Raw genomic sequence first — 11,778 nt, 5'->3', positions numbered from 1 at the left:
CCATGCCGCCGCTGACGCCTGCCGAGATCAGTGCGGTCGACGCCGCGCACGTGTGGCATCCGTACAGCAGGATCGCGGCCGACGCGACCCCGCCCGTGGTGGCCGTCGCGGCCAAGGGCACGTCGATCACCGTCGTCGACGACGGACGGCGCGTCGACCTGATCGACGCGATGAGCTCGTGGTGGACGGCGATCCACGGACACGGTCATCCCGTGCTCGACGAGGCGATCACCCGCCAGCTGGCGACGATGAACCACGTGATGTTCGGCGGTTTGACCCACGAACCCGCGGCCCGCCTCGCCCAGTTGCTGGTCGAGATCACCCCCGAGGGTCTGGACACCGTGTTCTTCAGTGATTCCGGGTCGGTGGCCGTCGAGGTGGCGGCCAAGATGGCCCTGCAGTTCCAGCGCAGCCGAGGCAAGCCGGGCAAGCATCGGCTGATGACGTGGCGTGGCGGATATCACGGCGACACGTTCACGCCGATGAGCGTGTGCGATCCCGACGGCGGCATGCACTCCATCTGGTCCGACGTGTTGGTGTCGCAGATCTTCGCGCCGCAGGTGCCAGGAGAGTACGACCCTGCCTACGGCGCAGCGTTCGAGGAGTTGCTCGCCGCCCGTGCCGACGAGGTGGCGGCGGTCATCGTCGAACCGGTGGTGCAGGGCGCGGGTGGGATGCGGTTTCACGATCCTCGCCATCTGAGTGATCTGCGGGCCGCCTGCACCCGGCACGACGTGCTGCTGATCTTCGACGAGATCGCGACCGGTTTCGGTCGGACTGGCGAATTGTTCGCCGCCGATCATGCGGGCGTCCTACCGGACGTGATGTGCGTCGGGAAGGCGTTGACCGGGGGATACCTGACGCTGGCTGCGACGCTGTGCACCGGTGAGGTCGCCGCGACGATCAGCAACGGCGAGCCGGGCGCGTTGATGCACGGACCGACGTTCATGGCGAACGCCCTGGCGTGTGCGGTGTCGGTGGCGTCGGTGGAGCTGCTTCTCGGCCAGGACTGGCGAGCCCGAGTCGGCGAGATCGAGGCAGGGCTGCAGTCCGGGCTGGCCCCCGCGCGGGAGCTCGCCGGGGTGGCCGACGTGCGGGTGCTCGGCGCGATCGGTGTGGTCGAGATGCGGCAGCCGGTCGACATGGCGGTGGCCACCGCGGCTGCCATGGCGCACGGCGTGTGGCTGCGCCCGTTCCGCAATCTGGTGTACGCGATGCCGCCGTACGTGTGCACGCCCGACGAGGTGGCGACGATCTGCTCGGCGATGGTTGGTGTGGCGCGTGCGCTAACCTGAACGGCGTTCAGGTGGCTGTGTCGGTTCGGAAGGGTCCAGGCGTGACGCGTGCAATGATCTCCCCGCTGGCCTGGCTCGACGACGTCGAGCAGCAGCGCCGCGCGGCCGGTCTGCGCCGGTCGCTGCGCGTGCGGCAGGCCGAGGACGCCGGTCTCGACTTGGCCTCCAACGACTACCTCGGGTTGTCGCACCATCCTCGCGTCGTCGCCGGTGGCGTCCGAGCGCTGCAGACCTGGGGCGCGGGCTCGACGGGCTCGCGCTTGGTGACCGGCAACACCGCGCTGCACGAACGGTTCGAGACCGCGTTGGCCGAGTTCGTCGGCGCCGAGTCCGCCTTGGTCTTCTCCTCCGGCTACACCGCCAACCTCGGGGCCGTGGTGTCGCTGTCCGGGCCCGGCTCCGTGGTGGTGTCCGACGCCCTGACCCATGCCTCGCTCGTCGACGCCTGCCGGTTGTCGAGGGCACGGGTCGTGGTCACGCCGCACCGTGACGTCGACGCCGTCGACGCCGCTCTTCGGGACAGGGCCGAGGAACGCGCCGTCGTGGTCACCGACTCGGTGTTCAGTGCCGACGGCGTGCTGGCGCCGCTGCGGGACCTGCACGACGTGTGCCGCCGCAACGGCGCGCTGCTGATCGTCGACGAGGCCCATGGGCTCGGGGTGCGCGGCGACGGTGGACGCGGCCTGGTCGCCGAGGTGGGGCTGGCAGGAGCGCCCGACGTGGTCGTGACGACGACGCTGTCGAAGGCGCTCGGCAGCCAGGGTGGGGTCGTGCTGGGTCCGGCCGCGGTTCGCGCCCATCTGGTGGACGCCGCGCGCCCGTTCATCTTCGACACCGGCATCGCGCCCGCTGCGGTCGGAGCGGCGCTGGCCGCTCTCGAAGTGTTGGTCGACGAACCGTGGCGGGCCGGCGCCGTGCTTGGCCATGCCGCCACGCTGGCCGCGGCCTGCGGCGTGACCGACATCCCGGAGTCGGCGGTCGTGTCGGTCGTCCTCGGTGAGCCGGAGGTGGCGCTGGCCGCCGCCACGGCGTGTCTGGACCGTGGGCTGCGGGTCGGCTGCTTCCGTCCGCCGTCGGTGCCGGTAGGTACGTCGCGGCTGCGGCTGACGGCGCGGGCGTCGCTGACCTCCGACGAGATCGAGCTTGCGTGTCGCGTGCTGGTCGACGTGCTGGCCGCGGTCCGCGGATGAGCACGCTCATCGTGACCGGCACCGACACCGGTGTCGGCAAGACCGTCGTGACGGCGGCGCTGGCGTGCCACGCCCGACTGGCCGGCATGGACGTCGCGGTGTGCAAGCCCGTCCAGACCGGGGTCGCCGACGGAGACGACGATCTCAGGGAGGTGGGCCTGCTCTCCGGCGTCGACGTCCTCGTCCCCGGCTGGCGATACCCCGAGCCGCTGGCCCCGGTTGCCGCGGCGGAGCGGGCGGGGTTGCCGCTGCCGACGAGGGCCGAGTTGGTCGGTCTCGTCGAGGGCGTCGTCCGGCCCGGCCGGTTGGTCGTCGTCGAGGGTGCGGGTGGCCTCCTGGTCGAACTCGGTGCCGACGGGGTGACGCTTCGGGACCTGGCGACCGACCTCGACGCGGCGGTGCTCGTGGTGGCACGCCCGGGGCTTGGGACGCTCAACCATGCCGCACTGACCGTGGAAGCCCTTGCGGCAGCGCGTATTCCATGTGCCGGCCTGGTCGTCGGCGCCTGGCCGTCCGAGCCCGGCGTCGCCGAGGCCTCCAACCGCGTCGCCCTCGGCCACATCGCCGAGGTCCGCGCGGCGCTGCCGAGTGGAGCGGGCGCGCTGGCGCCGCAGGCCTTCGCCGAGCTCAGCGCGGGCGCGTTCACGACCGAGTGGGTGCGGAGCCTCTAGGACATGGCCCATTCCGTCGAGTTGCTGTTCGACTCCGACGCCGAGCACGCCATCCGACGACAGTGGGCCGCTCTCGTCGAGGCAGGGCTGCCCAGCCAGGCACACCACCGGTCGCCGACCAATCGGCCGCACGTGACGCTGACCGTTGCCGAGCGGATCGACGCGGGCGTCGACGTGGCCCTGCGGGAACTGGCCGGGCGGCTTCCGTTGCCCTGCCGGATCGGCGCCCCCGTGGTGTTCGGGCGGAAGACCCTGGTCCTGGCGCGGCTGATCGTGCCGGACGCCGGGTTGCTTCGCGTGCACGAGTCGGTCGACGCGATCTGCGGTCCGCACATGCCGTCTGGCCCGTTTCCGCATGCGCGTCCCGGGCAGTGGACGCCGCACGTGACGTTGGCCCGCCGGTTGGCGCCCGCCGATCTCGGGGCGGCGCTGGACGCCGTCTACGCGGAGGCGGCCGACGGCACGTTCGCCGGGTTACGGCGCTGGGACGGCGACGCCAGGGTCGACACCCTGATCACCTGAGCCCGACGCGTGCGCGGCTATCCCGTCTACCAGAAGACGAAGCCCAAAGGCGAAGCGCCCGTTGGGATCCGTCGCCATCACCGACTGGGTCTCGGGCAGCGCGCCCGCGGCGTCCCACTGCAGCCGGGACTGCTCGTCGGCGGTGAAGCCGAGTACGTAGTAGAGCACCGATCTGGCTGCCAGGTCGGCGTGCGACGAATCGATACCCGCCTCGGCCGCGGCGGTCGTGAGCCGGTCGAGGAGCTCGGTCATCAGCTCGGACTTGCCTGCGGCGAAACTGGCCGACACCAACTCGGCTCCGTCGGTGGTCGACAGCAGCGCGTTGCGCAGGCCCGTGCAGATGAGGTGCACCCGTTGGACCCACGGACCGTCTTGGGCCGTCGCCGTCGAGGCTAGGATCCGGTCGGCCACCGCGCCAAGCAGTGCCTGCTTGTCGGCGAAGTGCCAGTAGAGCGCGCCGGGGGTGAGGCCGAGTTCGCGCGCCAGCCGCCGCATCGTGAGGTCGGCGATTCCGTAGTCGTCGAGGAGCTGAGCAGCCTTGTCGACCACATCTGAACGGGCGTGGCGTCGGACCTGTTGCACCCCTGTAGCCTAAACACCGTTCAAGTTCATGGTGCAGGAGGAGTACGTAGTGACGCAGGCAGCTTCAGAGGTAGGCGCGGACGTGTTGAGTCTGGCTCGAGAGCAAGTGCTCGAACGCGGCGAGGGCCTCACCCAGGAGCAGGTGCTTGCGGTGCTTCAGCTGTCCGACGACCGGCTCGAGGACCTGCTCGCGCTGGCTCACGACGTGCGGATGAAGTGGTGCGGACCCGACGTCGAGGTCGAGGGCATCATCAGCCTCAAGACCGGCGGTTGCCCCGAGGATTGCCACTTCTGTTCGCAGTCGGGGCTGTTCGCCTCGCCCGTGCGCAGCGCGTGGCTCGACATTCCCAGCCTGGTCGAGGCGGCCAAGCAGACCGCCAAGTCCGGAGCCACCGAGTTCTGCATCGTCGCCGCCGTCCGCGGACCCGACGAGCGCCTGCTGGCCCAGGTCGCCGCGGGCATCGAAGCCATTCGCAACGAGGTCGACATCCAGATCGCGTGCTCGCTGGGCATGCTGACCCAGGAGCAGGTCGACCAGCTCGCCGCGATGGGCGTGCACCGCTACAACCACAATCTGGAGACGGCGCGGTCCTACTTCACCAACGTCGTCACCACCCACACGTGGGAGGAGCGCTGGGGCACCCTCGAGATGGTGCGCGCGGCCGGCATGGAGGTCTGCTGCGGCGGCATCCTCGGCATGGGTGAGTCGTTGGAGCAGCGGGCGGAGTTCGCCGCCAACCTCGCCGAGCTCAACCCGCACGAGGTCCCGCTGAACTTCTTGAACCCGCGTCCCGGCACCCCGTTCGGCGATCTCGAGGTGCTTCCGGCCTCCGACGCACTGCGGGCCGTCGCCGCCTTCCGGCTGGCGATGCCTCGCACGATGCTGCGCTTCGCAGGCGGCCGCGAGATCACCCTCGGCGACCTCGGCGCCAAGCAGGGCATCCTCGGTGGCATCAACGCCGTCATCGTCGGCAACTACCTGACCACCCTTGGCCGTCCCGCGGAGTCCGATCTCGAGTTGCTCAACGATCTGCAGATGCCGATCAAGGCACTCAACGCGACGCTGTAGACCGGCGAGCCAGCGATGCCAACCAAGTTCAACGTCTACACCGGCGAGCCAGAGGGTGGCAGCACGCCAGCGGCCGCCCAACTCGGCCTCGAACCGCCAAGATTCTGTTCCGACTGTGGCCGGCGAATGATCGTCCAAGTGCGCCCCGACGGGTGGTCGGCGAAGTGCTCACGGCACGGCGAGCTGGACTCCAAGGACCTGGAGACGCAGCGGTGACCGCGAACACGATTGCGCCACCTCGTCTTTCGCATCTGCAGGCTGCGATCCGGGTAGTGCTTGCCCTCGTCGGCGTCGGCGTCGTCATCGGGGTGGCGTGGGCGTTTCTGGCGCCGCCGATCAACCTGGTGATCGCCTTGACGAAGGCCGGCGACCGGGTGCGGGGTTACGTCGGCGACGAGTCCGACCTGCTGTTCCTCGGTGCCTTCGTCATGACCGGGTTGCTGTTCGTGATGGCCGTGACGGCCGCGGTCGCGGCGTGGCAGTGGCGGCCGCATCGTGGACCCGTGATGGTCGGCGCGCTGTCGATCGGTTCACTCGCGGCGGCGGGTGCTGCGGCCGGTGTCGGGGCGGTGGTGGCCCGTTGGCGCCATGGTGTGGTCGACGTGGCGACGGCGCCGGTCACTCCCGAGCATCGCGTCTTCTACGTGCACGAAGCCCCCGCGGTGTTCTTCGGCCACGGCCCGTTTCAGATCGCGGCGTCGCTCGTCATCCCTGCGGGGGTGGCCGCACTGGTCTACGCGATCTGTGCGCTGTCGACCAAACGGGACGATCTGGGTGGGTGGCCGCCCGTCGAGGTGGCGTACCTGGTCAGTCCGGCTACTGGTCCAGCTCAGACAGCGGAAGCCGATCCACCTTCCGACCCGTGGCCACCTTTGCCGAAATGAGCCCGAGCCGGAGCATTCCCCGGTAGGTGGACGGGTTCAGCATCGTCGGCCACTTGGTCCTGGCCCGCTGGCTGCTCGGCGGCCGTCCGGCGAACCGGTCCCGCAACCAGCGCAGCGTCATCGGAGCCGACAGCGGATGCAGCAGCATGTGCTCGCTAAACATGTCGCGGTGGTAGGTGACGTCGGCGCCGCCCGTGCTGTAGGTCTCGGTCAGCTCGTCGATGTCGGCGACGGACACGATGCGGTCGTGGACGGCCTGCACGACGAGCACGGGGAAGCCCGGCGCCGCGGTGCCGAGCTTGATGCTGTCGAAGACGTGCTGCACCTCCGGGCTGCGAAGGATGTTCTCCAGCGGCTCGTCGACCATGTTGCCCATGTCCTTGCCGATCAGCTTGATGACGGCCTTGGCGGTCGTCATCTGCTGGATGTCGGTCAGCATGGTCTTGCCCTCGACCGTGACGTGCTGTTTGATCACGCGGTCCAGGTCGGGGTAGACGTGTGAGAGGGCGGCGACCACCATCGCGGGTAGCCCGGAGTAGAAGCTGCCGTTGAGCCGACGGAAGGTGTGGCCGAGGTCGCCGACCGGCGAGCCGAGGACTGCGCCGACCACGTTGAGTTCGGGCGCGTAGCTGGCGTGCACCTCGGTGGCCCAGGCGGTGGCCAGTCCGCCGCCGGAATAGCCCCACAGCCCCATGGGAGCCTCGGGGGACAGGTTGAGGGCTTCGGTGTTCAGCGCGGCCCGCAGACCGTCCAGCACGTGGTAGCCGGGTTCATAGGGGGCGCCCCAGATTCCCAGTGGCCCCTCGTGGTCGGGGATCGACACCGCCCATCCCTCGGCGAGGGCGGCGGAGACCAGCAGGAACTCGACTTGGGCGAGGGCTCCGGTGGCCTTCGCGCCGCGCCGCAGAGCGTAGGACGGGAAACAGCTGCTAGCCACGGCGTCGATGGCGCATTGGTAGGACAGGATCGGTCCCTTGCTGCCAGCGGGCCGGTCGGCGGGCACCACGACCGTCGTCGCGACAGCCTGCGGGAGACCGTTGAGGTCCGTCGAGCGGTAGAGCAGCTGGGTGGCGACGAGTTTCTGGGGGATCAGGCCGAGAAAGGCCAGCTCGACGTCGCGGGACCGCAGCACGGTGCCCGCCTTGGCGTGCTCGAATCCAGCAGGTGGGAGGTAGAACTGGTCGGCTTCGGGACGCAGCGGCCTTGTCTTGCGACGTAGCTCTTCATGAGTCGGTCGCCCGATCCATTCGGCACCGGTCGAGACGGCAGCACTGCCAAAGTCCATCCGGCCATTGTGGGTCACGTGGTCGTCAAAGCCAATTAAGGCGTGTTTGCCATGTCGTCGTCATCAGGTCGGGGGACGCAGGGCGGCGAACTCGTCGGTGACGCGGTATTGCGCTTCGGTGAAGCGGTACATGGCGGCGGGCCGGCCGCCACTTCGGCCTGATTTTGCGGTGGTGCCGGTCGGGACGATGACGCCGCGCCGCGCGAGGACACGTTGCAGGTTGGTGGCGTCGACCTGGTAGCCGAGCGCGGCGTCGTAGACGTCCTTCAAGGTTGAGAGCGCGAATTCCCTTGGTGCCAAGGCAAATCCGATGTTGGTGTAGGACAGCTTGGCGATCAGTCTGGCGTGGGCGTGGGTGATCATCGGGCGGTGGTCGAACGCCATCGGCGGCAGCGCGTTCACCGGGTGCCACCGGGTGTCGGGCGGCAGTTCGGGGGTCGCGGGGGAGGGCACCAAGCCGAGGAACGTCGAAGCGATGGTGCGCGGCCCTGGCACCCTGTCCGGGTCGGAGAACACCGCGAGTTGTTCGAGGTGGGTCAGTTCGCGCAGGTCGACCTTCTCGGCGAGTTGACGGCGAACCGAACTCGTCATGTCTTCGTCGTGCCGGAGGCCGCCGCCGGGAAGGGACCATGCGCCGCGCTCGGGTTCCATGGCCCGCTCCCATAGCAACACGCTGAGCTGTGGGTTTCGAGTTGCGAGCCGTCGAACTTGAAACACGACGGCCAGCACCTCGTGCGCAGTGCTAATATTGGGCATGTTTTCGATCATAAGTCGAAAACCCCGTCAGGATCAAAGGAGCGGCCATGGCGGTACTGGATCTCACCGAGCAGATCACGAACGGTCCCGCCGGCTACGGCGGCGTCGTCGCCGACGAGGCCTGGGCGGCCGAGGTGCGACGCCTCGCCGACCTGCGCGGCGCAACCCTTCTCGCGCACAACTATCAGTTGCCCGCCATCCAGGACGTGGCCGACCACGTCGGGGACTCGCTGGCGCTGTCCAGGATCGCCGCCGAGGCGGCCGAGGACACCATCGTGTTTTGCGGCGTGCACTTCATGGCCGAGACCGCCAAGATCCTCAGTCCCGAGAAGACGGTGCTGATCCCGGATCAGCGGGCCGGTTGCTCGTTGGCCGACTCGATCACCGCCGACGACCTTCGGGCCTGGAAGGACGAGTTCCCCGACGCGGTGGTGGTCTCCTACGTCAACACCACCGCAGCCGTGAAGGCGCTAACCGACATCTGCTGCACGTCGTCCAACGCGGTCGAGGTGGTGGCCTCCATCCCCGAGGACCGCGAGGTGCTCTTCTGCCCCGACCAGTTCCTCGGCGCACACGTCCGTCGGGTCACCGGCCGCAAGAATCTGCACGTCTGGGCCGGTGAGTGCCACGTGCACGCCGGCATCAACGGCGACGAACTCGCCGCCCAGGCCAAGGCCCACCCGGACGCCGAACTGTACGTCCACCCCGAGTGCGGCTGCGCCACCTCGGCGCTGTACCTGGCCGGAGAAGGCGCCGTCCCCGACGACCGCGTGAAGATCCTGTCAACGGGAGGCATGCTCGACGCCGCGCGCAAGACCAGCGCCCGCCAGGTCCTGGTGGCAACCGAGATCGGCATGTTGCACCAATTGCGCCGTGCCGCACCAGAAGTCGACTTCCAGGCCGTCAACGACCGGGCGTCCTGCACGTACATGAAGATGATCACCCCCGCCGCGTTGCTACGGTGCCTGGTGGAGGGTGCCGACGAGGTGCACGTCGACCCAGAGGTGGCCGCCGCGGGTCGCCTCAGCGTGCAGCGCATGATCGAGATCGGGCAGCCCGGCGGCGGAGAATGACGGGCTGCGGCGGTTCCGGTCTGTGGCAGCAGCGGGCCGACGTCGTCGTCGTCGGGACCGGTGTCGCCGGACTGGCCGCGGCCCTGGCGGCGCACCGTAGGGGCAGCCGGGTCGTGGTGCTCAGCAAGGCATCTCGCGCCGAGGGTGCGACCGCGACGTTCTACGCCCAGGGCGGCATCGCCGTCGTCGTGCCGCGCACCGACGACAGCGTCGAGGCACACGTCGCCGACACCATCGCCGCGGGCGGAGGCCTGTGCGACCCAGAGGCGGTCACGTCCGTCGTGGCCGACGGTTACCCCGCGGTGGCGGAACTCGTCGACTTCGGTGCACGGTTCGACGAGTCGGCGCCGGGCCGGTGGTCGTTGACCCGGGAAGGCGGACACTCCCGTCGCCGCATCGTCCACGCCGGCGGGGACGCGACCGGGGCAGAGGTCCAACGCGCCCTCGACCACGCCGCCAACACCCTCGACGTCCGGCTGAATCACGTTGCGCTGCAGATCGTTCGCGACGGCGACGCCGTCACCGGGGTGCTCGTCCGCAGTGACGACGGCCTCGGTGTGATCCATGCCCCCTCGGTCATCCTCGCCACCGGTGGCCTCGGCCACCTGTACTCGGCGACGACCAATCCGGAGGGGTCGACGGGCGACGGCATCGCCCTTGCATTGTGGGCCGGACTTCCCGTCGGCGACGTCGAATTCATCCAGTTCCACCCGACCATGCTGTTCACCGGGAACGCGGGCGGTCGGCGGCCGCTGATCACCGAGGCCCTTCGCGGTGAAGGCGCGGTGCTCGTCGACGCCCGCGGCGATTCGGTGACGGCGGGCGTCCACCCGATGGGCGACCTCGCGCCGCGCGACGTGGTGGCCGCGGCAGTCGACGAACGCCTCTCCCTGACCGGTGACCCCTGCGTCTACCTCGACGCGCGCGCCGTCCCCGACTTCGCCCGCAGATTCCCCACCGTCAACGCCGCCTGCCTCGCCGTCGGCGTCGACGCCACCTCGGCGTTGATCCCGGTGGTACCCGGTGCGCACTACAGCTGCGGAGGCGTCGTCACCGACGTGTACGGGCGCACCGAATTGGCGGGACTCTTCGCCGCCGGTGAGGTGGCCCGCACCGGGATGCACGGCGCGAACCGGTTGGCCTCGAACAGCCTCCTCGAAGGTCTCGTCGTCGGCCGTCGGGCCGGCGCGGCAGCCGCCGACCACGCCGCGGACGCGGGGTCGCCGCGCGCCGAAGTCGAACCCGTCGCCAGGGTGGCGTCGCACCGCGCGGAGCTGCAACGCGCCATGACGCGCAACGCCTCGGTCGTGCGTGACGCCGAGGGCTTGAGCCTGGTCGCCGAGCTGATCGACGCGGCCCAACCTCGAAACATGGACTCCCGCAACGCCTTCGAGGACGCCGCACTGACCGCCACCGCGTCGGTGGTCGTGGCGGCCGCGCTGGCTCGTCGCGAGTCGCGGGGATGCCACCACCGCGCCGACCATCCCGACACCGACCCGGCGCGTGCGGTGAGCGCCAACGTCCGACTCGACGCCGAGGTGTGCTGCTGATGAATCCCAGCTCAACGAATCTGACGGACGACGAACGCGCCGAGGCACGGGCGGCCGTCGAACGCGGCCTCGCCGAGGACCTCCGCTACGGGCCGGACGTGACGTCGCTGGCGACCGTCGCCGCCGACGCCACGACGAAGGCCGCCATGGTGAGCAGGCAGAGCGGAGTCGCCGCTGGCGTCGACGTCGCACTGCTGGTCCTCGATCAGGTGATCGGCCAGGGGGAGTACGGGGTGCTGTCCCGCGTCGCCGACGGAACGCGTCTGGAACCCGGCGACGCCATGCTGGTGCTGGAGGCGCCGACGCGGGGTCTGCTCACCGCGGAACGCACGATGCTCAACCTGGTGTGCCACCTGTCCGGCATCGCCAGCACCACCGCGGCGTGGGTCGAGGCCGTCGAGGGCACCGGCGCCAAGATTCGCGACACCCGCAAGACGCTTCCCGGACTCCGCGTACTCCAGAAGTACGCGGTGCGGGTCGGCGGGGGCGTCAACCACCGGATGGGACTTGGGGATGCGGCGTTGATCAAGGACAACCACGTCGCCGCCGCGGGCTCGGTGGTGGCGGCGCTACATGCCGTCCGCGAGATGGCGCCCGACGTGCCGGTCGAGGTCGAGGTCGACTCGCTCGAACAGCTCGACCAGATCCTCGGCGAGGACCTCGGCGTCACGCCGCTGGTGCTGCTGGACAACTTCCCCGTCTGGATGACGCAGATGGCGGTTCAGCGGCGCGCGGCCTCTGCCCCGGGGGTTTTGCTGGAGTCGTCGGGCAATCTTTCGCTCGACAACGCCTCCGCCTATGCCGGCACCGGCGTCGACTTCCTCGCGGTCGGCGCGCTGACCCATTCGGTCCGGGTTCTCGACGTCGGCCTCGATCTGTAGCCAGCCAGCTAGGCTGCAGC

The 11,778-nt window shown here is 69.8% G+C and carries 13 protein-coding genes; 10 read left to right on the top strand and 3 right to left on the bottom strand.

Translation table 11 applies throughout. The features are described from left to right. The first annotated feature begins 2 nt into the window (after positions 1 to 2). From B1790_RS08745 to B1790_RS08730, 4 genes are read left to right on the top strand one after another with little or no spacing between them, the layout of a single operon-like run. On the top strand, positions 3 to 1,295 hold the full coding sequence (locus B1790_RS08745) for an adenosylmethionine--8-amino-7-oxononanoate transaminase (protein WP_079922828.1): 1,293 nt from the start codon (positions 3 to 5) through the stop codon (positions 1,293 to 1,295). A 53-nt stretch (positions 1,296 to 1,348) separates the two neighbouring features. Continuing rightward, positions 1,349 to 2,485: an 8-amino-7-oxononanoate synthase gene (locus B1790_RS08740; protein WP_198951956.1), complete on the top strand. Its 1,137-nt coding sequence runs from the start codon at positions 1,349 to 1,351 to the stop codon at positions 2,483 to 2,485. Then, entirely contained in the window at positions 2,482 to 3,156 is a 675-nt protein-coding gene (gene bioD, locus B1790_RS08735) for a dethiobiotin synthase (protein ID WP_079922826.1), read from the top strand. Before B1790_RS08740 ends, bioD begins: the two co-directional genes overlap by 4 nt. A gap of 3 nt (positions 3,157 to 3,159) precedes the next feature. Continuing rightward, positions 3,160 to 3,678 (top strand): 2'-5' RNA ligase family protein, encoded by a 519-nt coding sequence (locus B1790_RS08730; protein WP_079922825.1) that lies wholly within the window; start codon positions 3,160 to 3,162, stop codon positions 3,676 to 3,678. Here B1790_RS08730 and B1790_RS08725 read toward each other — a convergent pair. Then, positions 3,631 to 4,260 carry a TetR family transcriptional regulator gene (locus tag B1790_RS08725; RefSeq protein WP_233165020.1) on the bottom strand — a complete coding sequence of 210 codons (630 nt, stop codon included), beginning with the start codon at positions 4,258 to 4,260 and terminating at the stop codon, positions 3,631 to 3,633. The two genes, B1790_RS08730 and B1790_RS08725, sit on opposite strands and share 48 nt — an antisense overlap. Positions 4,261 to 4,288: 28 nt before the next feature. On the opposite strand from B1790_RS08725, the gene bioB reads away from it, so the two are divergent. The 3 genes from bioB to B1790_RS08710 are packed head-to-tail and all read left to right on the top strand — an operon-like array spanning position 4,289 to position 6,213. Beyond that, positions 4,289 to 5,329, top strand: a complete 1,041-nt coding sequence (bioB, locus tag B1790_RS08720; protein ID WP_079922824.1) for a biotin synthase BioB — start codon at positions 4,289 to 4,291, stop codon at positions 5,327 to 5,329. A 15-nt stretch (positions 5,330 to 5,344) separates the two neighbouring features. Continuing rightward, positions 5,345 to 5,545, top strand: a complete 201-nt coding sequence (locus tag B1790_RS08715; RefSeq protein ID WP_079922823.1) for a hypothetical protein — start codon at positions 5,345 to 5,347, stop codon at positions 5,543 to 5,545. Beyond that, complete coding sequence (locus B1790_RS08710) at positions 5,542 to 6,213, top strand: DUF2567 domain-containing protein (RefSeq protein WP_142271170.1); 672 nt, start codon at positions 5,542 to 5,544, stop codon at positions 6,211 to 6,213. The genes B1790_RS08715 and B1790_RS08710 overlap by 4 nt, the downstream gene beginning before the upstream one ends. Here B1790_RS08710 and B1790_RS08705 read toward each other — a convergent pair. Together B1790_RS08705 and B1790_RS08700 are read right to left on the bottom strand one after the other, a co-directional pair. Then, on the bottom strand, positions 6,146 to 7,498 hold the full coding sequence (locus tag B1790_RS08705; RefSeq protein ID WP_079922821.1) for a lipase family protein: 1,353 nt from the start codon (positions 7,496 to 7,498) through the stop codon (positions 6,146 to 6,148). The two genes, B1790_RS08710 and B1790_RS08705, sit on opposite strands and share 68 nt — an antisense overlap. Positions 7,499 to 7,561: 63 nt before the next feature. Next, complete coding sequence (locus B1790_RS08700) at positions 7,562 to 8,254, bottom strand: NUDIX domain-containing protein (protein ID WP_079922910.1); 693 nt, start codon at positions 8,252 to 8,254, stop codon at positions 7,562 to 7,564. Between the two features lie 47 nt (positions 8,255 to 8,301). Here B1790_RS08700 and nadA point away from each other — a divergent pair, with 47 nt between their 5' ends. The 3 genes from nadA to nadC are packed head-to-tail and all read left to right on the top strand — an operon-like array spanning position 8,302 to position 11,758. Beyond that, on the top strand, positions 8,302 to 9,327 hold the full coding sequence (nadA, locus tag B1790_RS08695) for a quinolinate synthase NadA (protein ID WP_079922820.1): 1,026 nt from the start codon (positions 8,302 to 8,304) through the stop codon (positions 9,325 to 9,327). Next, positions 9,324 to 10,877 (top strand): L-aspartate oxidase, encoded by a 1,554-nt coding sequence (locus B1790_RS08690; RefSeq protein WP_079922819.1) that lies wholly within the window; start codon positions 9,324 to 9,326, stop codon positions 10,875 to 10,877. Before nadA ends, B1790_RS08690 begins: the two co-directional genes overlap by 4 nt. Then, on the top strand, positions 10,877 to 11,758 hold the full coding sequence (nadC, locus tag B1790_RS08685; protein WP_079922909.1) for a carboxylating nicotinate-nucleotide diphosphorylase: 882 nt from the start codon (positions 10,877 to 10,879) through the stop codon (positions 11,756 to 11,758). The genes B1790_RS08690 and nadC overlap by 1 nt, the downstream gene beginning before the upstream one ends. Positions 11,759 to 11,778: the final 20 nt, after the last annotated feature.

This window comes from Mycobacterium sp. AT1, from assembly GCF_002043095.1.
Lineage (GTDB): Bacteria > Actinomycetota > Actinomycetes > Mycobacteriales > Mycobacteriaceae > Mycobacterium.
This window is presented reverse-complemented; position numbering and strand designations above follow the sequence as displayed.

Bases quoted from the DNA above. Each gene is read 5' to 3' on its own strand.
- B1790_RS08745 (WP_079922828.1), top strand. From the start codon at position 3: ATGCCGCCGCTGACGCCTGCCGAGATCAGTGCGGTCGACGCCGCGCAC.
- B1790_RS08700 (WP_079922910.1), bottom strand. From the start codon at position 8,254: ATGCCCAATATTAGCACTGCGCACGAGGTGCTGGCCGTCGTGTTTCAA.
- bioD (WP_079922826.1), top strand. From the start codon at position 2,482: ATGAGCACGCTCATCGTGACCGGCACCGACACCGGTGTCGGCAAGACC.
- B1790_RS08690 (WP_079922819.1), top strand. From the start codon at position 9,324: ATGACGGGCTGCGGCGGTTCCGGTCTGTGGCAGCAGCGGGCCGACGTC.
- nadA (WP_079922820.1), top strand. From the start codon at position 8,302: ATGGCGGTACTGGATCTCACCGAGCAGATCACGAACGGTCCCGCCGGC.
- B1790_RS08740 (WP_198951956.1), top strand. From the start codon at position 1,349: ATGATCTCCCCGCTGGCCTGGCTCGACGACGTCGAGCAGCAGCGCCGC.
- B1790_RS08730 (WP_079922825.1), top strand. From the start codon at position 3,160: ATGGCCCATTCCGTCGAGTTGCTGTTCGACTCCGACGCCGAGCACGCC.
- nadC (WP_079922909.1), top strand. From the start codon at position 10,877: ATGAATCCCAGCTCAACGAATCTGACGGACGACGAACGCGCCGAGGCA.
- bioB (WP_079922824.1), top strand. From the start codon at position 4,289: ATGGTGCAGGAGGAGTACGTAGTGACGCAGGCAGCTTCAGAGGTAGGC.
- B1790_RS08705 (WP_079922821.1), bottom strand. From the start codon at position 7,498: ATGGACTTTGGCAGTGCTGCCGTCTCGACCGGTGCCGAATGGATCGGG.
- B1790_RS08715 (WP_079922823.1), top strand. From the start codon at position 5,345: ATGCCAACCAAGTTCAACGTCTACACCGGCGAGCCAGAGGGTGGCAGC.